The organism is Pantoea sp. RIT-PI-b, assembly GCF_001187905.1.
In the GTDB taxonomy this organism is placed as follows: Bacteria; Pseudomonadota; Gammaproteobacteria; order Enterobacterales; family Enterobacteriaceae; genus Pantoea; species Pantoea nemavictus.
Genome location: NZ_LGIS01000014.1, coordinates 455043 through 478261 on the forward strand (window position 1 = coordinate 455043; position 23219 = coordinate 478261).

The 23219-nt window shown below is 55.4% G+C and carries 21 protein-coding genes and 1 pseudogene; 12 read left to right on the top strand and 10 right to left on the bottom strand.

What is annotated here, in order from left to right; translation table 11 throughout:
- The first annotated feature begins 9 nt into the window (after positions 1–9).
- Positions 10–1905, top strand: a complete 1896-nt coding sequence (aceF, locus tag AC790_RS08455; protein ID WP_049851462.1) for a pyruvate dehydrogenase complex dihydrolipoyllysine-residue acetyltransferase — start codon at positions 10–12, stop codon at positions 1903–1905.
- A gap of 173 nt (positions 1906–2078) precedes the next feature.
- Positions 2079–3503 (top strand): dihydrolipoyl dehydrogenase, encoded by a 1425-nt coding sequence (lpdA, locus tag AC790_RS08460; RefSeq protein ID WP_007888688.1) that lies wholly within the window; start codon positions 2079–2081, stop codon positions 3501–3503.
- Between the two features lie 144 nt (positions 3504–3647).
- On the opposite strand, the gene AC790_RS25310 is transcribed toward lpdA, so the two are convergent.
- Together AC790_RS25310 and AC790_RS08465 are read right to left on the bottom strand one after the other, a co-directional pair.
- Complete coding sequence (locus AC790_RS25310) at positions 3648–3794, bottom strand: Hok/Gef family protein (protein WP_007888693.1); 147 nt, start codon at positions 3792–3794, stop codon at positions 3648–3650.
- A gap of 250 nt (positions 3795–4044) precedes the next feature.
- Positions 4045–4323: a LysR substrate-binding domain-containing protein gene (locus tag AC790_RS08465; protein WP_049851463.1), complete on the bottom strand. Its 279-nt coding sequence runs from the start codon at positions 4321–4323 to the stop codon at positions 4045–4047.
- A gap of 82 nt (positions 4324–4405) precedes the next feature.
- Here AC790_RS08465 and AC790_RS08470 point away from each other — a divergent pair.
- From AC790_RS08470 to yacL, 3 genes and pseudogenes are all read left to right on the top strand, one after another.
- Positions 4406–4666: pseudogene (locus tag AC790_RS08470) on the top strand (aldo/keto reductase); the annotation flags it as partial.
- Between the two features lie 240 nt (positions 4667–4906).
- Positions 4907–7504, top strand: a complete 2598-nt coding sequence (gene acnB / locus AC790_RS08475; RefSeq protein WP_152929119.1) for a bifunctional aconitate hydratase 2/2-methylisocitrate dehydratase — start codon at positions 4907–4909, stop codon at positions 7502–7504.
- 172 nt (positions 7505–7676) lie between these two features.
- Positions 7677–8039, top strand: a complete 363-nt coding sequence (gene yacL, locus AC790_RS08480) for a protein YacL (RefSeq protein WP_007888696.1) — start codon at positions 7677–7679, stop codon at positions 8037–8039.
- A 52-nt stretch (positions 8040–8091) separates the two neighbouring features.
- Here yacL and AC790_RS08485 read toward each other — a convergent pair whose 3' ends face one another.
- The 4 genes from AC790_RS08485 to AC790_RS08500 all read right to left on the bottom strand — a co-directional run bounded on the left by AC790_RS08485 (position 8092) and on the right by AC790_RS08500 (position 12595).
- A complete protein-coding gene (locus AC790_RS08485) occupies positions 8092–9417 on the bottom strand; it encodes an MFS transporter (protein WP_049851465.1) in 1326 nt (441 codons plus the stop codon).
- 44 nt (positions 9418–9461) lie between these two features.
- On the bottom strand, positions 9462–10415 hold the full coding sequence (locus AC790_RS08490; RefSeq protein ID WP_049851466.1) for a phosphoglycerate dehydrogenase: 954 nt from the start codon (positions 10413–10415) through the stop codon (positions 9462–9464).
- 129 nt (positions 10416–10544) lie between these two features.
- Complete coding sequence (locus AC790_RS08495; protein ID WP_007888717.1) at positions 10545–11429, bottom strand: dihydrodipicolinate synthase family protein; 885 nt, start codon at positions 11427–11429, stop codon at positions 10545–10547.
- Between the two features lie 17 nt (positions 11430–11446).
- Positions 11447–12595: an iron-containing alcohol dehydrogenase gene (locus tag AC790_RS08500; protein ID WP_049851467.1), complete on the bottom strand. Its 1149-nt coding sequence runs from the start codon at positions 12593–12595 to the stop codon at positions 11447–11449.
- A 185-nt stretch (positions 12596–12780) separates the two neighbouring features.
- On the opposite strand from AC790_RS08500, the gene AC790_RS08505 reads away from it, so the two are divergent.
- From AC790_RS08505 to AC790_RS08515, 3 genes are read left to right on the top strand one after another with little or no spacing between them, the layout of a single operon-like run.
- Positions 12781–14052 carry a four-carbon acid sugar kinase family protein gene (locus AC790_RS08505; RefSeq protein WP_049851468.1) on the top strand — a complete coding sequence of 424 codons (1272 nt, stop codon included), beginning with the start codon at positions 12781–12783 and terminating at the stop codon, positions 14050–14052.
- Complete coding sequence (locus AC790_RS08510) at positions 14045–15025, top strand: D-threonate 4-phosphate dehydrogenase (protein ID WP_049851469.1); 981 nt, start codon at positions 14045–14047, stop codon at positions 15023–15025. The genes AC790_RS08505 and AC790_RS08510 overlap by 8 nt, the downstream gene beginning before the upstream one ends.
- Before the next feature lie 6 nt (positions 15026–15031).
- On the top strand, positions 15032–15790 hold the full coding sequence (locus AC790_RS08515; RefSeq protein WP_049851470.1) for a DeoR/GlpR family DNA-binding transcription regulator: 759 nt from the start codon (positions 15032–15034) through the stop codon (positions 15788–15790).
- A 69-nt stretch (positions 15791–15859) separates the two neighbouring features.
- Here AC790_RS08515 and AC790_RS08520 read toward each other — a convergent pair whose 3' ends face one another.
- A complete protein-coding gene (locus AC790_RS08520; RefSeq protein WP_007888732.1) occupies positions 15860–16207 on the bottom strand; it encodes a YacC family pilotin-like protein in 348 nt (115 codons plus the stop codon).
- 177 nt (positions 16208–16384) lie between these two features.
- On the opposite strand from AC790_RS08520, the gene cueO reads away from it, so the two are divergent.
- Entirely contained in the window at positions 16385–17974 is a 1590-nt protein-coding gene (gene cueO, locus AC790_RS08525) for a multicopper oxidase CueO (protein WP_049851471.1), read from the top strand.
- Here cueO and AC790_RS08530 read toward each other — a convergent pair.
- The gene (locus tag AC790_RS08530) at positions 17967–19256 is read right to left on the bottom strand and encodes a cystathionine gamma-synthase family protein (RefSeq protein ID WP_049851472.1); all 1290 of its coding nucleotides are present in this window, start codon (positions 19254–19256) and stop codon (positions 17967–17969) included. The two genes, cueO and AC790_RS08530, sit on opposite strands and share 8 nt — an antisense overlap.
- Positions 19257–19421: 165 nt before the next feature.
- Here AC790_RS08530 and hpt point away from each other — a divergent pair, with 165 nt between their 5' ends.
- The 3 genes from hpt to AC790_RS08545 all read left to right on the top strand — a co-directional run bounded on the left by hpt (position 19422) and on the right by AC790_RS08545 (position 21855).
- Positions 19422–19958: a hypoxanthine phosphoribosyltransferase gene (gene hpt / locus AC790_RS08535; RefSeq protein WP_007888744.1), complete on the top strand. Its 537-nt coding sequence runs from the start codon at positions 19422–19424 to the stop codon at positions 19956–19958.
- A 203-nt stretch (positions 19959–20161) separates the two neighbouring features.
- Positions 20162–21088 carry an ABC transporter ATP-binding protein gene (locus AC790_RS08540; protein WP_049851473.1) on the top strand — a complete coding sequence of 309 codons (927 nt, stop codon included), beginning with the start codon at positions 20162–20164 and terminating at the stop codon, positions 21086–21088.
- Positions 21085–21855, top strand: coding sequence for an ABC transporter permease (locus AC790_RS08545; protein ID WP_007888752.1), 771 nt, complete (start codon positions 21085–21087; stop codon positions 21853–21855). The genes AC790_RS08540 and AC790_RS08545 overlap by 4 nt, the downstream gene beginning before the upstream one ends.
- Before the next feature lie 75 nt (positions 21856–21930).
- On the opposite strand, the gene panD is transcribed toward AC790_RS08545, so the two are convergent.
- Positions 21931–22311 carry an aspartate 1-decarboxylase gene (panD, locus tag AC790_RS08550; RefSeq protein WP_007888760.1) on the bottom strand — a complete coding sequence of 127 codons (381 nt, stop codon included), beginning with the start codon at positions 22309–22311 and terminating at the stop codon, positions 21931–21933.
- A gap of 41 nt (positions 22312–22352) precedes the next feature.
- The gene (panC, locus tag AC790_RS08555) at positions 22353–23207 is read right to left on the bottom strand and encodes a pantoate--beta-alanine ligase (RefSeq protein ID WP_049851474.1); all 855 of its coding nucleotides are present in this window, start codon (positions 23205–23207) and stop codon (positions 22353–22355) included.
- Between the last annotated feature and the right edge of the window lie 12 nt (positions 23208–23219).

Genomic DNA, 23219 nt, shown 5'->3' on the forward strand with positions numbered 1-23219 from the left:
AAGAGAGTAATGGCTATTGAAATTAACGTGCCGGACATCGGGGCAGACGAAGTTGAAGTCACCGAAATTCTGGTGAAGGTGGGCGACAAGGTTGAAGCTGAACAGTCGCTGATCACCGTAGAAGGCGATAAAGCCTCAATGGAAGTGCCTTCGCCGCAGGCCGGCGTGGTGAAAGAGATCAAAATCTCAACCGGTGACAAAGTGGAAACCGGCAAACTCATCATGATTTTTGACGCAGAAGGTGCCGCAGAAGCGGCGCCAGCGCCAGCAGAAGAGAAGAAAGCGGAAGCCGCTCCTGCTCCAGCTGCTGCCGCTGCTGCGGTTAGCAAAGAGGTCAACGTACCGGACATCGGCGGCGACGAAGTTGAAGTTACCGAGATTCTGGTCAAAGTGGGCGACACCGTTGCCGCTGAGCAGTCACTGATCACCGTTGAAGGCGACAAAGCCTCAATGGAAGTCCCTGCACCGTTCGCGGGTGTGGTGAAAGAGATCAAAATCGCCACCGGCGATAAAGTGAATACCGGCTCACTGATCATGGTATTCGAAGCAGAAGGCGCAGCGCCTGCTGCGGCTCCAGCAGCCAAACAGGAAGCGGCTCCAGCAGCAGCCCCTGCGGCCTCTGGCGCGAAAGACGTCAACGTGCCGGACATTGGTGGCGATGAAGTTGAAGTCACCGAGATTCTGGTGAAAGTCGGCGACAAAGTTACTGCTGAACAATCATTGATCGTGGTTGAAGGCGACAAAGCCTCAATGGAAGTGCCTGCACCGTTCGCCGGTACCGTGAAAGAGTTGAAAGTGTCGACTGGCGATAAAGTCAGCACCGGTAAACTCATCATGGTGTTCGAAGTGGAAGGCGCGGCACCGGCTGCGGCTCCAGCAGCTAAGCAGGAAGCCGCTCCGGCAGCCGAAGCCGCTAAACCTGCCGCCGCGCCTGCGCCTGCGAAAGCGGATGCTAAAGGCGAGTTCGCTGAGAACGATGCTTACGTGCACGCTACGCCGGTGATTCGTCGCCTGGCGCGCGAGTTCGGTGTCAACCTGGCGAAAGTCAAAGGCACCGGCCGCAAAGGTCGCATCCTGAAAGAAGACGTGCAGACTTACGTTAAAGACGCGGTGAAACGCGCTGAAGCGGCTCCGGCTGCTGCAGCCAGCGGCGGAAGCCTGCCTGGTCTGCTGCCTTGGCCGAAAGTGGACTTCAGCAAGTTTGGCGAAATCGAAGAAGTGGAACTGGGTCGTATCCAGAAAATCTCGGGTGCCAACCTGAGCCGTAACTGGGTGGTTATCCCGCACGTTACGCACTTCGACAAAACCGACATCACCGATCTGGAAGCCTTCCGCAAACAGCAGAATGCTGAAGCGGAGAAACGTAAACTGGATGTGAAATTCACACCCGTGGTGTTCATCATGAAAGCCGTTGCCGCTGCTCTTGAGCAGATGCCACGCTTCAACAGTTCACTGTCTGAAGATGCACAAAAACTGACGCTGAAGAAATACATCAACATCGGTGTGGCGGTAGATACGCCAAACGGTCTGGTGGTTCCGGTGTTCAAAGATGTGAACAAAAAAGGCATCACTGAACTGTCGCGCGAGCTGATGGCGATTTCTAAGAAAGCACGTGATGGCAAGCTGACCGCGGGCGACATGCAGGGCGGTTGCTTCACCATCTCCAGCCTTGGCGGCCTGGGCACTACGCACTTCGCGCCGATCGTCAACGCGCCGGAAGTGGCTATCCTCGGTGTTTCCAAGTCAGCGATGGAGCCGGTGTGGAACGGTAAAGAGTTTGAACCGCGTCTGATGATGCCTATCTCACTCTCCTTCGACCACCGCGTGATCGACGGTGCTGATGGTGCGCGCTTTATCACCATCATCAACAACACACTGTCCGACATTCGCCGTCTGGTGATGTGAAGTTAATCAAGGCCGGCGTAAGCCGGCCTTGTTGTAAGCATTCAATGTTGCCGCGGTTGGCAGTTTGTTAACAATTCTGTAAACTCTCGCGGTGAAATGTCCCGGCGGATATAGGGCATTAGAGCTTGGGAAAAGCTTTCTCCTGACTGCCGGTAATCAAACAAGAGGTCATGATGAGTACAGAGATTAAAACTCAAGTCGTGGTACTTGGGGCAGGTCCTGCAGGTTACTCTGCAGCCTTCCGTTGCGCTGATTTAGGTCTGGAAACCGTAATCGTTGAGCGTTACAGCACCCTCGGAGGTGTTTGTCTGAACGTAGGCTGTATCCCGTCAAAAGCGCTGCTGCACGTCGCCAAAGTGATCGACGAAGCAAAAGCCCTGGAAGAGCACGGTATCGTGTTTGGCCAGCCGCAAACTGACATCGACAAAATTCGTAGCTGGAAAGAGAAGGTGATTAACCAACTCACTGGCGGCCTCGCGGGTATGGCGAAAGGTCGTAAAGTGAAGGTGGTTACTGGCCTCGGCAAATTCACCGGTGCTAACACGCTGGTGGTAGAGGGTGAAGGTGGCGCAACCACCATTAACTTCGACAACGCGATCATCGCGGCCGGTTCTCGTCCAATCGAACTGCCATTTATTCCGCACAACGATCCGCGCGTGTGGGACTCTACCGATGCGCTGGAACTGAAAGAAGTGCCGAAGCGTCTGCTGGTTATGGGCGGCGGCATCATCGGTCTGGAAATGGCCACCGTTTACAAAGCGCTGGGTTCAGAGATCGACGTGGTTGAGATGTTCGACCAGGTGATCCCGGCTGCCGATAAAGACGTGGTGAAAGTCTTCACCAAGCGTATCAGCAAGAAATTCAACCTGATGCTGGAAACCAAAGTCACCGCGGTTGAAGCGAAAGACGACGGTATTTACGTATCGATGGAAGGCAAAAAAGCGCCAGCTGACGCACAGCGTTACGACGCGGTGCTGGTGGCGATTGGCCGTGTACCGAATGGTAAAGGTCTGGATGCTGGTAAAGCAGGCGTGGAAGTGGACGATCGCGGCTTCATCCGCGTCGACAAGCAGATGCGCACCAACGTACCGCACATCTATGCCATCGGTGACATCGTGGGTCAGCCAATGCTGGCGCACAAAGGTGTGCACGAAGGCCACGTCGCGGCGGAAGTGATCTCCGGTCTGAAGCACTACTTCGACCCGAAAGTAATCCCATCCATTGCCTATACCGAGCCAGAAGTTGCCTGGGTTGGTCTGACCGAGAAAGAAGCCAAAGAGAAAGGCATCAGCTACGAAGTGTCTACCTTCCCGTGGGCAGCTTCAGGCCGTGCGATCGCTTCTGATTGTGCAGACGGTATGACCAAGCTGATCTTCGACAAAGAAACGCACCGTGTCATCGGTGGTGCGATTGTCGGTACCAACGGCGGCGAGCTGTTGGGTGAGATTGGTCTGGCGATTGAAATGGGCTGTGATGCCGAAGATATCGCGCTGACCATTCACGCGCACCCAACGCTGCATGAGTCTGTTGGCCTGGCAGCGGAAATATTCGAAGGCAGCATCACTGACCTGCCGAACCCGAAAGCGAAAAAGAAATAACTTTTCGCTTTTAATAAAAACGGCTCCTTTAAGGAGCCGTTTTTTATTAGTCGTTCTGGTTAAATAAAGAAATAAAAAAAAGGCGCGTGAGCTACTGCATGAGTCATGTTGGAATAGCGGGAGCGAACTCCCGCTAAAGAAGTTTTACTGTCGTGCTTCGTAAGCCATAACAGCCGATAATTCAGCAGTGAATATCCGTAAACGTAATTCACAAAGTGAACTGCGATTAACCAGACACAATCCTAATAGAATGAGCCCGCTGATAATCAGCTTGCTGAATATTGACTTCATAGTCGTGTTCCTCTTGATTTAGCACGAGCAAGCGACTACCCTAACATTTCTCAGGTGGTAGGGTATGTCGCTTGCCCGTGCGGTTAATGAAAGTTAACTGCACGGTTTTACGCTCCACAACCTACCTCAATCTTTTCAGCTTGAAGCAAGTTGCCTCAAGCGCCCGCAGGCAGTCTACGCCAAACCTATTTTATTTCACCTTAATTTTAAAAATTATTTATAATTAATCATTTTGTTTTTATTTAACTATTTAAATAGATCGCGTAATGGATGGCTTTAATTGGTTATTCATTTCTTTAAGCCAATCAATAAAATGCCGCAGCGGCGCTGAAAGATATTTACGGCTTGGATAGTAGAGCCAGAATCCTTCTTCAATCGCAGTAAACTCCGTGAGTATTTCAATTAAATCGCCGCATTCTACATCTTCCCGCACCGTGCCTTCATGCAGAAAAGCAATGCCCACGCCCGCACGCGCCGCCTGTAAAATCCGTTCGTTGTTATCCAGCACCAGCGAACCTTTTACCGCCACTTCCTGTCGGCGGGTAGCCGAAGATGATTTTCGTCGTTCTTTACCGCGTTTCCATTAGGATGCGCAGGCACATAACCAGAAGTTAGTGAATCAACTTTCCGCGATGGCTGCAGGTTATGACGCCACAGCCGCCCAGCTGGCATTGGCGTGGGTGCTGGCGAAGGGTGATTTTATCGTGCCGATTCCCGGAGCCAGTAAAATCGCCCATCTGGAACAGAACTGCGTCGCCGCCGATTTAACATTACGCGGGGTTGATGTCGCCACGCTGGATGAGCTGTTCAGCGTGCACAATATTCAGGGCGCACGTTATAACGACAGCGAGTTTATATTGGTCGATCGATAATCGGTTTCTCCTCGTTTATGCAGCAAGCAGGCTTTCAACGCCTGCTTTTTTTATGTGATCGCGCGCAATCCGCAGACGAACCTGCTAAATAACGCGCGGATGTTGCTTTTTTGTAAACAGATTAACAATCAGCCGAAATGCTGCTATGCTGCCCCACGCGGAACCGGGCACCTCACCCTACTGTTTGACAGCATCAAGGGGTGCGCCGGAAAGCTATACAATGAGAGCGAGGAGAACGTCGTGCTAGAAGAATACCGTAAGCACGTTGCCGAGCGTGCTGCCCAGGGAATCGTACCTAAGCCGTTAGATGCTTCCCAAATGGCCGCGCTGGTTGAACTGCTGAAAAACCCGCCAGCGGGTGAAGAAGAATTCCTTATCGACCTTTTGGTCAATCGTGTTCCACCAGGTGTTGATGAAGCGGCGTATGTTAAAGCCGGTTTCCTGGCAGCTGTCACTAAGGGCGAAGCCCACTCTCCTCTGGTTACTCGCGAAAAAGCCGTTGAGCTACTGGGCACCATGCAGGGCGGTTATAACATCCATGCGCTGATTGAAGCGTTAGAAGATGAAGCGCTCGCGCCGATTGCCGCTGAAGCCCTGTCTCACACGCTGCTGATGTTCGATAATTTCTACGATGTCGAAGAGAAAGCCAAAGCGGGTAACCCACACGCGAAAAAAATTATCCAGTCATGGGCCGATGCCGAATGGTTCCTGAAGCGTCCAAAACTGGCTGAAAAAATCACCACCACCGTGTTCAAAGTGACCGGCGAAACCAACACCGACGACCTCTCTCCGGCGCCGGATGCATGGTCACGTCCGGATATTCCACTGCACGCGCTGGCGATGTTAAAAAACGCCCGTGAAGGCATCGAACCCGACGATGCGGGTAACGTTGGCCCGATCAAACAGATCGAAGCGCTGCAGACCAAAGGCTTCCCGCTGACCTATGTCGGCGACGTGGTCGGTACCGGTTCTTCACGTAAATCCGCCACCAACTCGGTGCTGTGGTTTATGGGCGACGATATCCCGTACGTGCCGAACAAAAAGGGCGGCGGTCTGTGCCTCGGCGGTAAAATCGCCCCGATCTTCTTCAACACCATGGAAGATGCTGGCGCACTGCCGATCGAACTCGACGTTGATCGTCTGAACATGGGCGATGTCATTGACGTTTACCCGTACAAAGGCGAAGTGCGCAATCATGAAACCGATGAAGTGCTGGCGACCTTCGAACTGAAGACCGACGTGCTGCTGGACGAAGTCCGTGCTGGCGGTCGTATTCCGCTGATCATCGGCCGTGGCTTGACCACCAAAGCGCGTGAATCACTGGGTCTGCCGCACAGCGAAGTGTTCGTGCAAGCCAAAGATGTTGCCGCCAGCACCCGTGGTTACTCACTGGCGCAGAAAATGGTTGGTCGTGCGTGCGGCGTAGACGGCGTCCGTCCTGGCGCTTACTGCGAACCGAAAATGACGTCAGTGGGTTCTCAGGACACCACCGGTCCAATGACGCGTGACGAACTGAAGGATCTGGCGTGCCTCGGCTTCTCTGCTGACCTGGTGATGCAGTCATTCTGCCACACCGCGGCCTATCCGAAGCCGGTCGACGTCACCACGCACCATACGCTGCCTGACTTCATCATGAACCGTGGTGGCGTCTCGCTGCGTCCGGGCGATGGTATCATTCACAGCTGGCTGAACCGTATGCTGCTGCCAGATACCGTGGGTACCGGCGGTGACTCGCATACCCGTTTCCCAATTGGTATATCCTTCCCGGCTGGTTCGGGTCTGGTAGCGTTTGCTGCTGCGACCGGCGTAATGCCGTTGGACATGCCGGAATCGGTGCTGGTGCGCTTTAAAGGTAAAATGCAGCCGGGCATCACCCTGCGCGATCTGGTGCATGCGATTCCGCTGTACGCCATCAAAGCGGGTCTGCTGACCGTGGAGAAGAAAGGGAAGAAGAACATCTTCTCTGGCCGCATTCTGGAAATTGAAGGCCTGCCTGATCTGAAAGTTGAGCAAGCTTTCGAACTTTCTGATGCTTCCGCTGAACGTTCTGCTGCCGGCTGTACCATCAAGCTGGATAAAGCGCCAATCATCGAGTATCTCAACTCGAACATTGTGCTGCTGAAGTGGATGATCTCTGAAGGCTACGGCGATCGTCGTACGCTGGAACGCCGCGTTGAAGGCATGGAAAAATGGCTGACCGATCCGCAACTGCTGGAAGGCGATGCAGATGCCGAATACGCTGCGGTGATCGACATCGATCTGGCCGAGATCAAAGAGCCAATTCTGTGTGCACCGAACGATCCAGACGACGCGCGCTGGTTGTCTGACGTGCAGGGCGAGAAGATCGACGAAGTGTTCATCGGTTCGTGCATGACCAACATTGGTCACTTCCGCGCGGCCGGTAAACTGCTGGATGCCCATAAAGGTCAGTTGCCAACCCGTCTGTGGGTTGCGCCGCCAACGAAAATGGACGCCGCACAGCTGACCGAAGAGGGCTACTACAGCGTGTTCGGTAAGAGCGGTGCGCGTATTGAGATTCCGGGCTGTTCACTGTGCATGGGTAACCAGGCGCGTGTGGCGGACGGCGCGACGGTGGTTTCCACCTCAACCCGTAACTTCCCGAACCGTCTCGGTACCGGTGCTAACGTGTTCCTCGCATCGGCTGAACTGGCAGCGGTAGCTTCACTGCTCGGTAAACTGCCAACGCCGGACGAGTACCAGCAGTTCATGCTGCAGGTGGATAAGACCGCGGCAGACACTTACCGTTACCTCAACTTTGATCAGCTGGGACAATACACTGACAAAGCAGATAGCGTGATCTTCCAGACTGCCGTTTAATCGGTTTTCCGGATGAACAAGGGGACGATGAAAATCGTCCCTTTTTTTATGCGCTTTTTTCCGCTGACATCTCCAGGCATAATGCGAGCGCGATCCCACTTTATTCAGCGTGCTGCGCACAAAATGCACTAAGACAGTGCCGCACGGCGCGTCATCAGTATGAGGCAAACCCATGGAGTATGAATTTCTGCGTGATTTGACCGGGCAGGTCAAAGTGCGTATGTCGATGGACCACGAAGCGGTGGGTCACTGGTTCAACGAAGAGGTCAAAGACAATCTGCCGTTGCTGGATGAGGTTGAAGCCGCCGCCCAACAGGTAAAAGGTACCCTTAATCAGTGGCAGCGTGTGGGGCATGAATACACGCTGTGGCTGGACGAAGAAGAGGTGATGATTCGTGCCAACCAGCTAGCGCTGGAAGATGACGGCATGGAAGAGGGCATGACCTATTACGACGAAGAGAGCCTGTCGTTTTGTGGTGTGGAAGATTTTCTCGCGGTGATCGCGGCATACCGGCAGTTTATTGCGGGTAAGTAATACCGGTGCGCATTAATGCGCACCTTACGTCATAAGATCCCATCCCAGAAGCTTACCGCACCGCGCCGCTGGCGACGGAATGGGTATGCGTCACCTGTTCCTCATCCACGATAGGTTCAACTTTGCCCATCAGGAACAGATAGTTAAGGATACCAATCACCACCAGCACCGCCGAGAACACCAGTGCCCAGGTGAAGTGGCCGGTTGCACCGACGATGGCGCCGGTAATAATCGGGCCAACGGCACCGCCCATGTTGGAGACGGTGTTTTGCAACCCGGCGACAATCGATACGCTGTTTTGCGGCGCAACATCGCCCGGCAGCGCCCATACCTGTGAGGCCGCAACGGTGGTGCCCGATTTTGCGATACACAGCAGCAGCACGGTCATGAACACTGAGTCGGTAAACGGCGCAAAGCCGATGCACAGCGCCATCAACAGGCCAATGGTGAGGAACAGTTTGCGCGTGGCGGTCAGCGACAGCACTTTATTATGCACCATGCGATCCGATGCCCAACCGGCCAGCACTTCAATCACCATGCCGCAAATCAGCGGCAGCGCAGCCACCATCCCCATTTTGAGGAAATCCATGCCTTTATCTTTCACCAGATAGGTCGGCAGCCAGGTGATAAAGAAGTAGGAGGTGTAGTTGATGGTGAAGAAACCAATGCACATCGCCCAGATATTGCGATAGCGCAGCAGCTTGTACCACTTCATCGGACGCACGCTTTTATCGCCATGCTTCTGCGCCTGGCCGTCACGGATAAAGCGCACTTCCTCTTTGCTGATCGACTGATGATCTTCCGGGTTTTCAGCGTAGATAAAGTACCAGGCGATAACCCAGAACAACCCTAATGCACCAATGGCGAGGAAGGTCAGACGCCAGTCGAACATGGCGATCATAAACACAATCAGCGGCATCGCCACCGCCCCCCCAAACTTCGAGGCGCTGTCGAACAGGCCCGACACCGTGGCGCGTTCGCGGTCCGGGAACCAGCGCGCGGTGATGCCGGCGTTGCTCGGATAGGCAGCCGCTTCACCCACGCCCAGCGCTAAACGCAGCGCCAGCAGCGATTTAAAGCCGGTCGCCAGACCCATCGCCATGGTGGCGATTGACCACCAGCCGACGGCAATTCCCAGGCCTTTTTTCTGGCCGAAGCGATCGGCAAACCAGCCCGCCGGTATCTGCAGCAGCGCGTAAGACCAGAAGAATGCGGCCATGATAAAGCCCATCATTTCCGGATTGATATCGAGCTCTTTGATCAGATGCGGTGCCGCAGCCGAGAGAACGGTGCGGTCAATGTAGTTAATGGCGATGGCCAGCCACATTAGGCCAGCGATCCACCAACGGATACGACTCGAGCGTGCAGAGTTAGTCATAATAATTATCCACTCGAAAAAGGGTTACAGGGAAAGGCGGCGAATTATTCCAGCCCATTCATCACGTTAAGCGGGCGTTCACCCTGGCAAATGCACTGCACGATTTGCGTCACGCAACGTTCGCCTATCGCGCTGATGGCACCGTCGGTGTAACCGGCGAGGTGCGCGGTGGGAATGAAGTTGCTGAGCGTGAACAGCGGATGCTCCGTAAGGGGTTCTTGCACGAACACGTCAGCCGCAGCTCCGGCAATCACGTTATCCAGCAGCGCCTGATAGAGATCCTGCTCATTCACCACGCCGCCGCGTGAGGCATTAATCAGGAAGGCACTCTTCTTCATGCGTTTCAGCCGGGCGGCATCAAACAGGTGGTGGGTTTTGTCGGTCAGCGGCATATGCAGGGTGATGAAATCGCTGGTTTCCGTCAGCTGATCCAGCGTGACGAATTCAATGCCGTGCTCGGCAGCAAATGTCTCATCTGGATAAAAATCGAAGGCAATCACCCGCATGTTGAAGCCTTTAGCGCGCAGCGCGACCTGCTTGCCGATATTGCCCAGCCCAATAATGCCCAGCGTTTTGCCGTAGACATCGGTGGCAAAAATGCGCGGCCAGTGTCCGGCGCGCGTTTCAATCGCCGCCTGAGTTACCTGGCGCGCGCAATTCAGTATCAGCGCGAAGGCGAAATCGGCCACCGCATGTTTGTTGGCGTCCGGCACGTTAGTGACGTAAATACCGCGTGCGCGCGTGGCATCCAGATTGATATTGTCGACGCCCACGCCGTGCTTACAGACGATTTTCAGCTGTGGCGCCAGCGTCAGCAGCGCCTCGTTGACGTCGGTAAAGGCGACGATCAGCGCGACCGTATCAGCCAGATGCGGCTCAAGTGCGCTTAGCGGCGCATCGGCGGGCAGGGTGATCAGCTCAAAACCCTGTTGTTGCAGGGTTTCAATGGGCGTCGCCTCATATTTAGCAAACGACGGTGAGGTGCAGATGACTTTCATAAATCTTCCCGATGTTGAAAATACAGCTAAGAGCCGGTGCCGCGATTAACACGGTGTGCATAAATGCGCACCCTACAAAACGCGTAGGGTCGCCATTTATGGTGACCTGGCAGGCCGCTCACCCGGTGATTACTGCAAATATTGATTCACGATCTGACGAATTTTCTGCTCTTCGTCGGCAGAGAAACTCACCGCATAGCGGCTATCGCCCACGTCAAAGCCGAGCAGCGACACCGCTTTTTTTACTGCAGCCGGCGAGAAGCCGACGCTATACAGATCGGTACGCAAGCCGGTGACATTTTCCTGCGCCAGACGAGAACCTTCGATATCGCCAGCGTGGAAGCGTGCCCAAATGGCGTTGATCTCTTTGGGGGCGACGTTGGCGAGCCCTGAAATACAGGCCGAGCAACCGTCGACGAAGCCCTGATGAATCAGCGAATCCGGGCCATTCAGCACATCAAAGCTATCGATGCCTGCTGCCGCTTGCAGAAAACCGCTCAGGCTTTCATAGCTGCCAGCGCTATCTTTGATGCCGATGATGTTCGGATGCGCAGCCAGCGTGCGCACGGTCTCCGGCTGCAGCGTGTTGCCCGTGCGCGCCGGGATGTTATAGAGGAACAGCGGCACATCGATGGCGTCAGCTACCGCGCGATAGTGGGCGATCAGCTCTTCCTGTTTCAGCGGCACGAAGTAGGGCGTAATCACCGAAACCGCATCCACGCCCAGCTTCGCCACTTGCTTGCCGAGACGAATGGTTTCACGCGTCGAGATTTCGCCAATGTGCGCCACTACCGGCGCGGTGCCGTTAACTTCATCGACGCAAGTCTGTGTCACCGCCAGCTTCTCCTGCTCGTTCAGCACGAAGAATTCACCGTTGGTGCCGCCGCAGAAAATACCGTTGCCAGCACTTAACTGGCGTTTGACCTGCTCGCGCTGGGCGACGGGATTAAAGGCACCGTCGCGATCGAAGGTGGTAACGATGGCGGTTAACACGCCCTGAATTTTCTTACTCATGTTGTCCTCGATAATGCTTAGTGGCTCAAAGCGGGAAACAGCGTCAGGTAGACGTTGCGTACGTCATCTGCGCCCACTTTCATCGGTACATTCTTCATCAGACGCTGCACGTCGAGTGCGGCTTCAACCAGATACGGCAGGTGATCCGGGCCGATACCCAGCTCTTCAAGACTGGCGGGCAGCTTTAGGCGTTTTACCAGCGCGGCGAAGTACTCAACCAGCGCGTGAGATTTGGCTTCTTCATCCAGTGACGTATCGGCATTGGGCAGCAGATCGTAAGCCTGAGCGAATTTGCTCACCGCCGCTGGACGCACAAAGCGCATGCACGGCGCGAGCAGAATAGCGTTAGCCACACCGTGCGGAAGATGATATTTCCCGCCCAACGGATAGGACATGGCGTGTACCAGATGGGTACCGGCATGCGCAATCGACGCACCGCCATAATAAGATGCCCACAGCATATTCAGGCGCGCTTCAAGGTTATCCGGCTCAGCGAGAGTGGTTTCGAGGCTGGCAAACAGCTTTTTCATGCCGATCAGCGCATAGTTATCGCTTACCGGATTCGCCACGGTAGCGGTAAAGCATTCGATCAGATGGCACAGCGCATCGATACCGGTAGAAGAGGCGATATGCGGTGGCATGCTGGTGGTGAGCTCCGGTATCAACGCGACATAATCCGGCAGCATCACCGGCGTGATTATGCCGACTTTGGTCTCTTTCTCCGGGATCGCCAGAATGGCGTTCGGCGTGGCTTCCGAGCCGGTGCCCGCCGTGGTGGGAATCAGCAGCGAAGGGGTGCGCGTCTGCGGTTTTTCACCGTCCAGCAGCGCATCCAGCGTTGGCGCGTCCGCGACGCACAGAATAGAGAGCAGCTTAGCGACATCCAGTACGCTGCCACCGCCGACGCCAATCACCAGATCGACATCGGTGGCCGGTAGCGCAGCGACAATGGCCGCCACATCGTGCTGGCTTGGCTCTGGCGGCACCGAATTGACGATGCTCAGGCTAGCCAATTGTTGCTGCAGCTGGGCGATCAGCCTCTGAACCGCCGGAATGCCTTCGATATTCTTATCGGTCACCAGCAGGGCTCTCTTCTTACCTCGTAGTAGATAGCTGAGGTCATTAAGCGCCTGAAAGCCACTTATCACGGTGCTGTTGATATTCATTACATACCCTTATCGCGTTTTTTGTGCTGAATGATTAATTTTGCTCAAACAGCGCGAGGTCCATCATTTCAGTGCCTAATTTTATAGGACAAATTGATTTCAATTAATTTGATCTTGCTCACATATAATCAATCATGATTGAATATAATCATTGCAGCACGGCAGCAGCCGCTAAAGGAGAGAAAATGACTTCACAGCCATGGAAAACGCCCGTCTTAGTGATTGCCGATGATTTTACCGGTGCTAATGATGCGGGCAGCGGGCTGGCACGTGCCGGAGCGCGCGTGCATGTGCTGTTTGACAGCAGCACGCCCCATCCAGCTGGCAGCGCTGATGTGCTGGTGATCAGCACCGATAGCCGCGCGGTAAACGCGCAAGAAGCGGCGCGTCGCACCCTTGCTGCGCTGGAGCAGCATCAGGCGATGGCCAACGATGGCTGGCTGTTTAAGAAGATCGATTCCACGCTGCGCGGCAATCCCGGTGCGGAAATCAGCGCGGCGCTGCAGGCCAGCGGCAAAAAATTAGCATTGGTAGTGCCGGCGGTGCCGAAACTGGGGCGTACCACGCGCAACGGTGAAGTCTGGATCGATCAGCAGCGTTTGATTGATACCGAATTCGCCAGCGATCCCAAAACCCCGGTTACCAGCAGTCATGTGCTGACGTGCCTGCAAATGCAGAGCATCTTGCCCGGCGAGACCCTCGACCTCGCCACGGTACGCGGCGCACAACTGGCCCAGGTACTGGCGCACAAACAGGGGTTGCTGGTGGTGGATATCGAGCAGGACGCCGACCTTGCCTTATTAATGGCGGCGGCGGCCGCGCTAGATGAGCGGCCACTATTGGCCGGAGCCTCAGGCCTGAGCGATGCGCTGGGCGAACTGCTGGCTGCCCGTCGGCCGCGTCCGGTGCTGGCGGTGGTGGGTTCGATGAGCGCAATGGCGCAGCAGCAAATTGCGCGCCTTGCCAGCCAGCGCGACATTCGCATTATCGACATTGATATCCGCCAGCTGTTTGCCCAGCCTGCCTGGCCGCAAGCCGCCGAATGGCAACAGGCGATGCTGCAGGCGCTGCACGATGGCGCGCATTGCGTGCTGCGCACCACGCAGCATGCCGATCAGCGTCACGACATTGAGCAACTTTGCCAGCAGCATCAGGTTTCGCGGCAGGCATTAGGCGAACGCATCTGCCAGTTTCTCGCGCAGTTAACCAGCACCGTTTGTCGTCAGGTACAGCCTGCGGGGCTTTATCTCTCCGGCGGAGATGTGGCGATTGCCGTGGCGCAGGCATTAGGTGCCAGCGGTTTCCAGATTCAGGGCCTGGTGGCGGGCTGTGTGCCGCACGGGGTTTTGCTTAACAGTGAATTACACCTGCCGGTGATGACCAAAGCAGGTGGCTTTGGTGACGAAAACACCCTGGTAGAAGCCATTCGTTTTATTGAGGAGAAGTTGAGTGAATAAAATTATTGCGATTACCATGGGCGATCCGGCGGGCATTGGCCCGGAGATCATCATTAAAGCGCTGGCAGAAGGTGATTTAGCGGGCGTGCCGGCCGTCGTCGTCGGCTGCGCGAACACGCTGCGCCGGGTGATGGGGTTAAATGTGACGCCGCAGGCTGAGCTGCGCGTGCTTGACCAGGTCAACGATGCGCACTTCTCGCCGGGCATTATTAATGTGATTGATGAACCGCTGGCGGATGCGGATGCGCTAAAACCGGGCGTGGTGCAGAAAGAGGCGGGCGATCTGGCGTGGCGCTGTGTTAAGCGCGCCACCGAATTGGCACTGGCCGGAGAAGTACACGCCATTGCGACCGCACCGCTGAATAAAGAAGCGCTGCACTCGGCAGGTCACCTGTATCCTGGCCACACCGAACTGCTGGCACAGCTCACCAATACTAAAAACTACGCCATGGTGCTCTACACCGATAAGCTGAAAGTGATTCACGTCACGACGCATATCGCGCTGCGTAAGTTCCTCGACACCTTAAACGGTGAACGCATTCAGACGGTGATCGGCATGGCCGACAGCTTCCTGCGCCGCGTCGGGTTCGACAAGCCGCGCATCGCGGTGGCGGGGGTTAATCCTCATGCCGGTGAAAACGGTCTGTTCGGCGATGAGGAGATCACTATCGTCGCGCCTGCGATTAACGTGATGAAACAGCAGGGCATTGATGTGCATGGCCCATGCCCGCCCGATACCGTGTTCCTGCAGTGTCAGGAAGGGCAGTACGATATGGTGGTGGCGATGTACCACGATCAAGGACATATCCCACTGAAGTTATTGGGTTTCTATGATGGCGTGAATATTACTGCGGGCTTGCCCTTTATCCGCACATCGGCGGACCACGGTACCGCGTTTGATATCGCCTGGACAGGTAAAGCGAACTCTGCGAGCATGGCAATCTCCATTAAACTCGCGATGCAGCTTGCATAGGGAAATATGAAGGGACAAAGCCGTCTCGACCAGATTATGGACTATCTGAAGAGTCATAATCTGGTCACCGTTGAACAACTGGTGAGCGCTATTTCCGCCTCGCCAGCGACCATCCGCCGCGATCTGATTAAGCTGGACAAGGAGGGCGTCATTAGCCGCAGCCACGGCGGCGTCACGCTGAATCGCTTTATTCCCAACCAGCCCACTACGCTGGAGAAGATGCAGCGTAATCTGGCGGAAAAACAGGCTATTGCCCAGTTTGCCGCACGTTATGTGCAGTCGGGTGATGCGGTGGTATTGGATGCCGGCACCACCATGCTGGAGCTGGCGCGCCAGCTAACGCATCTCAAGCTGCGCGTTATCACCGCCGATCTGCATATCGCGCTGTTTTTATCCGAGTTTAAGCAGATCGAAACCACCATTATTGGTGGACGCATCGATGATTCCAGCCAGTCGTGCATTGGTGAGCACGGGCGTCGCCTATTGCGCAGCATCAATCCGGATATCGCCTTTGTCAGCTGTAACTCGTGGAGTATCGAACGTGGCATTACCACGCCAACTGAAGATAAGGCCGGATTGAAGATGGACTTGCTGGCCAATGCGCGCCGCCGGGTGCTGCTGGCTGACAGCAGTAAATACGGCTCCTGGTCGCTGTACTGCGCAGCACCGATTGATAGCCTGACTGATGTGGTGACGGATGCGCGTCTGGATGAAGCGGTATGTCGCGACCTGCGCGAGCGTGGAATTGGTCTGGAGTTAACCTAACATGTTGCAGCGTCTCCCTCTCCCGTGGGAGAGGGCCGGGGTGAGGGCATCAGCCCGCACCCAATCTGATTACTTAACGTAAGCCAGCAAACTCAGCGAATCGCGCGCTAACGACTTACACTTCTTGTCGTTGGTAATGGCGATGCCGCTCAAATCCTTGTAGCTCTCTTCACCGAGCGACTTCATGTTGTAGTTGCTGTAGTTGCTCAGATCCCAACGGTTCTGTTGGGCAAAAAACACCAGCGCTTTACGAATCTGCGCGTCCGGCAAATCCTGATAGCCACAATCGTTCTTCAGATAAACGAACACCGCGGTGAGGTCGGCAAGATCTTCTGCTTCGGATTCACTCAGGGCAAAACTGGTGGAGGAGAAGCCAAGGAGTCCCGCCAGCAGCAGGATCTTGATGCTTTTCGTCATAATGATTCTCAACAAGGGACAATTTATTGACGTTAGCACAGTTATTGTCGCTATTCCGCTAAATTTGCCCTTTCGGGCCATTCACGCGCTTTTTCTCAGTGCATTCTGTTTCAGCACTTGACCCTCCCGCAGGGTAAAGGTTTACGCTGTGCCCTTATTCACGACAAGGATAAGAATATGCAACGTCGTCATTTTCTAAAGTTGACTGCCGCTCTCAGCGCCGCCGGTGCGCTGCCGCTATGGAGCCGCTCACTAATGGCCGCCACGCGACCGTTATTGCCGATCCCTTCCATTTTGGAACCTGACGCACGCGGGCAATACACGCTGACCGCCATGACCGGCAGCAGCCAATGGAACGGTAAAGCGGTGCCCACCTGGGGCTACAACGGCGGATTGTTAGGGCCAGCACTCAGATTGCAGCGCGAAAAAAACGTCACGGTAAATATTCATAACCAACTGCCTGAAGCCACTACGTTGCACTGGCATGGCCTGGAAATTCCTGGCGATGTTGATGGCGGTCCGCAAGGGATCATTGCGCCAGGTGCCACGCGTCAGGTGAGTTTTACCCCGGATCAACCGGCCGCCACCTGCTGGTTCCATCCGCATCAACACGGCAAAACCGGCTATCAGGTGGCGCAAGGTCTGGCGGGATTGGTGCTGCTGGAAGATGAAGCGTCCGGCAAATTGCGCCTGCCGATGCAGTGGGGCGAAGATGACGTGCCGCTGATTTTCCAGGATAAACAGCTGAATAAAGCGGGGACGCAAATCGATTATCAACTCGATATCATGCGCGCCGCGGTGGGCTGGTTTGGCGATCTGATGCTGACCAACGGCGTGCCATATCCGCAGCATGCCGTACCGCGCGGCTGGCTGCGCCTGCGTTTGCTCAACGGCTGTAACGCGCGCTCGCTGCATATCGCGACAAGCGATCGGCGTCCGCTGTATGTGATCGCCAGCGACGGCGGTTTACTGGCCGAACCGGTGAAAGTGACGAGCCTGCCGCTGTTACCGGGCGAGCGTTTTGAGGTGATGGTGGATACGTCGGATGGCAAAACCTTCGACATGGTGACGCTGCCGGTAACGCAAATGGGCATGACGCTTGCCCCGTTCGATCAACCTTTGCCGCTGGTGCAGATCATGCCGCTACGCGTGATGGCCAGCGGTACGCTGCCGGACAAACTGGTGGATCTGCCACCGGTTCCTGCAACGGATGGCCTGCAAAGCCGCTGGCTACAGCTGATGATGGATCCGCAGCTTGATCAGCAAGGCATGCAGGCGCTGATGGATCGCTACGGTGATAAAGCCATGGGCGGTGTGAAAATGGATCATGGCAACATGGCGATGAGTAACAGCGCGCAGCCGATGGATCATGGTGACATGGCGATGGATCACGGCAGCCACGGTAAAGCTGCGGCGTATGATTTCCACAACGGCAACAAGATCAACGGCCAGGCCTTCAATATGACCAAGCCGATGTTCAATGTGGAATTGGGTAAACTGGAGAAGTGGACCATCTCCGGCGAAGGCGATGCGATGCTGCATCCGTTCCACATTCACGGCACACAATTCCGCATCCTGTCAGAAAACGGCAAGCCGCCGGAAGCGCATCGTGCCGGCTGGAAAGACATTGTCAGCGTAAACGGCTGGCGCAGCGAAGTGCTGGTGCGCTTCAACTATGTCGCCAACGCTGAGAATGCCTATATGGCGCATTGCCATCTGCTCGAGCATGAAGATACTGGCATGATGCTGGGCTTTAGCGTCAGTTAACCGCAGCTTCAAGTGCCAGACGCATATCTTCAATCAGGTCGTCGGGATGCTCGATACCAATTGACAGGCGCACGGTGGCATCGCTGATGCCAATGCGTTGCCGCACCTCCTGCGGCACGCCCGAATGGGTGGTGCTGGCAGGATGGCTGGCGAGCGATTCGGTGCCGCCCAGGCTCACCGCCAGCTTGAACAGTGCCAGCGTATTAAGGAAGCGGAACGCCGCCGCTTGTCCGCCACGAATATCAAATGAGAAGGTCGAGCCGGCGCCGCTGCACTGGCGCTGATACGTTTTCCCGGCTGGGCTCTCTGCATCGAGATACGGCAGCCAATGCAACTTTTCTACCTGTGGATGATCGCGCAAAAACGCCGCCACTTTATCCGCATTGCTGGCCGCCTTCTCCATACGCAACGACAGCGTCTCCAGCGAGCGGCCGATCATCCAGCTGGAGTGCGGATCAAGCTGGGTGCCGATGGCGCTACGCAGCGAACGCACCTTGCTCACCAGCGCTTTACTGCCGAGCACCGCGCCGGCAATCAAATCCGAATGGCCACCCACATATTTAGTCAGCGAATAGAGCGACAAATCTGCGCCGTGCTGTAACGGATGCTGAAACACCGGGCCGAGCAGGGTGTTGTCGCAGGCGAGAATCGGCCGTGAACCTTGCTGCTGCGCAATCACATCGGCAACCTGCTGCATTAACTGTATGTCGACCAAACTGTTGGTGGGATTGGCTGGCGTCTCAATCAAAATCAGCGCCACGCGTCCGCGCTGCCATGCGAGCTTGGCCGCTTCATGTACCTTATCTTCGTCGGTGCCATCGCTGAAACCCACCGCTTTAATTTCCAGATCGTGTAGCGTTTTGCTCAGCAGCGTTTCGGTGCCGCCGTACAGCGGCTGGGAGTGCAGAATCACCTCGCCAGGGCGGGCAAACGTCAACAGCGTGGTGGCAATCGCTGACATCCCGGAGGAGAACAGCGCTGCACTTTCCGCACCTTCGTAGACCGCCAGCCGATCTTCAACGATTTCGCTGTTGGGATGGTTAAAGCGCGAATAGACCAATCCGCCACTTTTGCCTTCTGGCGGCTGCTTGCGCCCGGCGACGAAATCAAAAAAGTCCTGTCCCTCTTCGGCGCTGTTAAAGACAAAAGTCGAGGTGAGAAACACCGGCGGTTTCACCGCGCCTTCCGACAGCTGCGGATCGTAGCCGTAATTCAGCATCTGCGTTTCCGGGTGCAAATCGCGCGTACCAATCTGTGTTTTTTTACTGGATGAAGCGGTCATAGGAACTCCAGAACCAAGCGGTGAAGGGGCGGACTCGTCCATACAGTTAACGCCAGCGTGATAAATTTCGCCACGGAATCGTTTGCGTTCTGTGCGCGGCGTTAGACGCCAGCTCGACTATGATAGACTTCGTGGCTTTCCAAAAACCGTAATTGGACGCATGCAATGAAACATACCGTCGACGTGATGATCTCCGAGCAAGAGATCGCAACCCGGATTGCCGAACTGGGCAAGCAGATTAGCGAGCACTACCGCGACAGCGGCAGCGAAATGGTGTTAGTAGGTTTGCTGCGCGGCTCCTTTATGTTTATGGCCGATCTGTGCCGCACCATCGACGTGCCGCATGAAGTCGACTTTATGACCGCCTCCAGCTACGGCAGCGGCATGTCGAGCACGCGCGACGTAAAAATCCTCAAAGATCTCGACGAAGATATTCGCGGCAAGGATGTGCTGATCGTCGAAGACATCATCGATTCCGGCAACACCCTGAGCAAAGTGCGCGAAATTCTGCGCCTGCGCGAGCCGAAATCGCTGGCAATTTGTACCTTGCTGGATAAGCCAGAGCGCCGTGAAGTGGATGTCACCGTGGAATACGTTGGCTTCACCATCCCAGACGAGTTTGTGGTGGGCTTTGGCATCGACTACGCGCAGCGTTATCGCCATTTGCCGTATATCGGCAAAGTTATCCCGACCGGTGAATAACCGCACAATCGTCCAAGGCTAATCTCCCCAGCCTGCGATAAACTGCGCAGCCCGTGAGCCAACCGCTTATGGGCTGGCTTGACTCTCTGCTAAACTCCTTTGATTTCTCAATCTTTATTATCGCGACAGCGCATGCCTCTTCGTTCGCGCGCACTATCATTACACGTGGCTGTGATGTCACAACAATAAGGTATGGATTCACAATGACATATGCACTGGAAATTTCCGGGCTGACCAAAACCTATCCCGGCGGCGTACAGGCGCTGAAAGGACTCGATCTCAACGTGGAAGCGGGGGATTTTTACGCCTTGCTCGGGCCTAACGGCGCCGGAAAATCCACCACCATCGGTATTATCAGCTCGCTGGTGAATAAATCTGGTGGCAGCGTGCGCGTGTTTGGTTATGACCTGCAAAAAGATGTGGTCAACGCCAAGCGTCAGCTCGGGCTGGTGCCGCAGGAGTTCAACTTCAACCCGTTTGAAACCGTGATGCAGATTGTGGTGAATCAGGCGGGTTACTACGGCGTGGAACGTGCCGAAGCCAACAAGCGTGCAGAAAAATACCTTAACCAGCTTGATCTGTGGGGCAAGCGCAACGAACGTGCGCGTATGCTTTCGGGCGGGATGAAGCGCCGCCTGATGATTGCGCGTGCCTTGATGCATGAGCCGAAGCTGCTCATCCTCGATGAACCCACCGCGGGCGTGGATATCGAACTGCGCCGTTCGATGTGGAGTTTCCTGAAAGAGCTGAATATCAAAGGCACCACCATCATCCTCACCACGCACTATCTGGAAGAGGCGGAGATGCTGTGCCGCAATATTGGCATCATTCAGAGCGGCGAGCTGGTGGAAAACACCTCGATGAAAGGGCTGCTCTCCAAGCTGCAATCCGAAACCTTCATTCTGGATCTCGCTCCGCGCAGTCCGCTGCCGCAGCTGGAGGGCTTCCAGTATCGACTGGTGGATACCTCCACGCTGGAAGTGGAAGTGATGCGCGAGCAAGGACTGAACAGCGTGTTCAGTCAACTGAGCGCGCAGGGCGTGCAGGTACTGAGTATGCGCAATAAAGCTAACCGCCTTGAGGAGCTGTTCGTCAGCCTGACACAGGGAAAAACAGGAGTGAAAGCATGACGCACTTGTATTGGGTGGCGCTCAAGAGTATCTGGAGCAAAGAGATTAACCGCTTCGCCCGCATCTGGATTCAGACGCTGGTGCCGCCGGTAATCACCATGACGCTCTATTTCATCATCTTCGGCAATCTGATTGGTTCGCGCATCGGCGATATGCACGGTTTCAGCTACATGCAGTTTATCGTGCCGGGCCTGATCATGATGGCGGTGATCACTAACGCTTACGCCAACGTGGCGTCATCGTTCTTCAGCGCCAAGTTCCAGCGCAATATTGAAGAGCTGCTGGTGGCGCCGGTGCCAACGCACATCATCATCGCCGGTTATGTCGGCGGTGGCGTGGCGCGTGGCGTGTGCGTGGGGATTTTGGTTACCGCGATTTCACTGTTCTTCGTGCCGTTCCACGTGCATTCATGGTCGATGGTGGCGCTGACGCTGCTACTGACAGCGATCTTGTTCTCGCTGGCGGGCCTGCTGAATGCGGTCTTCGCGCGCACCTTTGACGATATCAGCCTGATTCCGACCTTCGTGCTGACGCCGTTAACCTATCTTGGCGGCGTGTTCTACTCGTTGACGTTGCTGCCGCCGTTCTGGCAAGCGGTGTCGAAGCTCAATCCGGTGGTGTATATGATCAGCGGCTTCCGTTACGGTTTCCTCGGCATCAACGATGTGCCGCTGGTGTTTACGCTATCGGTGCTGATTGCCTTTATCGTGGTGTTTTACGTGCTGGTGTATACGCTGATTCAGCGTGGCAGGGGATTACGTACCTAATGACGGTCGCGGTCGCCTGAAATGGCGACCCTACGAATAACAAGGGCGCGGTGTAAAAACCGCGCCCTTGCTGTATCAGGCTACCTGAACTGGAAGGGCCTTAGCGAGGCGCTTCATTTCATTGTCGCCTTCAAAATAGGCGACTTTCGGCTGCCAGCTGCGCGCGACTTCATCTTCCACCTGCACGTAAGAGCAGATGATCATGATATCGCCAGCACAGGCACAGCGCGCGGCGGCGCCGTTGACCGAAATGATCTTCGAGCCACGTTCAGCGGCAATCGCATAGGTTGAAAAACGCTGGCCGTTGGTGACGTTATAGATGTCGATGGCTTCATACTGCAGAATGCCGGACGCATCGAGGAAATCCTGGTCAATGGCGCAGGAACCTTCGTAATGCAAATCTGCCTGGGTGACTTTAACGCGATGCAGTTTGCCCTGAAGTACGGTACGAATCATAGCGGGATAACCTTATTATGCTGCTAATAAACGACGGAAAATTACTCCGTCAGATCCACTTGCTGATTATCGATCAGCCGCGCATTGCCCAGCCAGGCGGCCATTAAAATCACCGCGCGTTGGCTATCGACAGTTAGCGCTTGCAGGGTTGCGGCATCGCAGATGGCTAATCCATCCGGACGGAAACCCTGATCGCGCAGCGACGCTTCCGCTTGCTCGATAATCTCTTCGACATGGCGCTCGCCATTACTCAGACGCTCGGCCATGCTGTTCATCACCTTACTGAGACCGGCGGCGATTTTACGTTCGTCGGCGGTGAGATAACCGTTGCGCGAACTCAGCGCCAGACCATCTTTGGCGCGCACCGTTGGCACACCCACGATCTCAATATCAAAGCCCATATCCGCCACCATCTTGCGGATAATCGCCAGCTGTTGAAAATCTTTCTCGCCGAAGCAGGCGATGTCGGGCTGCACCAGATTGAACAATTTGCTAACGACAGTGGAGACGCCGCGGAAATGGCCCGGACGGCTGGCGCCTTCCAGCAGCGATGAGAGTCCCGGTACTTCGACAAACGTCTGGCTATCGAGACCTTGCGGGTAAACCTCCGCTGGCGCCGGCGCAAATACCACATCGACGCTGTGACGATTGAGCTTCTCGCAATCGTCCTGCAGCGTGCGTGGATAGCGCGCCAGGTCGTCGGGACGCTCAAACTGCATCGGGTTAACGAAAATGGATACCACCACAATATCGGCCCGTTCACGCGCTTCATCGACCAACGTCAGATGACCGTCATGCAGGTTGCCCATGGTCGGGACGAGCGCGATACGTTTGCCTGCCTGACGCCAGCGACGAATTTCACGACGCAGCATCGGCAGTGTTTCGATGATCAGCACTGCAAATCTCCT

Excerpts from the sequence above, each read along its gene's own strand:
- panD (WP_007888760.1), bottom strand. The coding sequence starts at position 22,311 with ATGATTCGTACCGTACTTCAGGGCAAACTGCATCGCGTTAAAGTCACC.
- AC790_RS08500 (WP_049851467.1), bottom strand. The coding sequence starts at position 12,595 with ATGAATATCAACAGCACCGTGATAAGTGGCTTTCAGGCGCTTAATGAC.
- AC790_RS08485 (WP_049851465.1), bottom strand. The coding sequence starts at position 9,417 with ATGACTAACTCTGCACGCTCGAGTCGTATCCGTTGGTGGATCGCTGGC.
- yacL (WP_007888696.1), top strand. The coding sequence starts at position 7,677 with ATGGAGTATGAATTTCTGCGTGATTTGACCGGGCAGGTCAAAGTGCGT.
- AC790_RS08490 (WP_049851466.1), bottom strand. The coding sequence starts at position 10,415 with ATGAAAGTCATCTGCACCTCACCGTCGTTTGCTAAATATGAGGCGACG.
- lpdA (WP_007888688.1), top strand. The coding sequence starts at position 2,079 with ATGAGTACAGAGATTAAAACTCAAGTCGTGGTACTTGGGGCAGGTCCT.
- AC790_RS08495 (WP_007888717.1), bottom strand. The coding sequence starts at position 11,429 with ATGAGTAAGAAAATTCAGGGCGTGTTAACCGCCATCGTTACCACCTTC.
- AC790_RS08540 (WP_049851473.1), top strand. The coding sequence starts at position 20,162 with ATGACATATGCACTGGAAATTTCCGGGCTGACCAAAACCTATCCCGGC.
- aceF (WP_049851462.1), top strand. The coding sequence starts at position 10 with ATGGCTATTGAAATTAACGTGCCGGACATCGGGGCAGACGAAGTTGAA.
- AC790_RS08520 (WP_007888732.1), bottom strand. The coding sequence starts at position 16,207 with ATGACGAAAAGCATCAAGATCCTGCTGCTGGCGGGACTCCTTGGCTTC.
- AC790_RS08530 (WP_049851472.1), bottom strand. The coding sequence starts at position 19,256 with ATGACCGCTTCATCCAGTAAAAAAACACAGATTGGTACGCGCGATTTG.
- AC790_RS08545 (WP_007888752.1), top strand. The coding sequence starts at position 21,085 with ATGACGCACTTGTATTGGGTGGCGCTCAAGAGTATCTGGAGCAAAGAG.
- AC790_RS08515 (WP_049851470.1), top strand. The coding sequence starts at position 15,032 with ATGAAGGGACAAAGCCGTCTCGACCAGATTATGGACTATCTGAAGAGT.
- cueO (WP_049851471.1), top strand. The coding sequence starts at position 16,385 with ATGCAACGTCGTCATTTTCTAAAGTTGACTGCCGCTCTCAGCGCCGCC.
- AC790_RS08505 (WP_049851468.1), top strand. The coding sequence starts at position 12,781 with ATGACTTCACAGCCATGGAAAACGCCCGTCTTAGTGATTGCCGATGAT.
- AC790_RS25310 (WP_007888693.1), bottom strand. The coding sequence starts at position 3,794 with ATGAAGTCAATATTCAGCAAGCTGATTATCAGCGGGCTCATTCTATTA.
- hpt (WP_007888744.1), top strand. The coding sequence starts at position 19,422 with ATGAAACATACCGTCGACGTGATGATCTCCGAGCAAGAGATCGCAACC.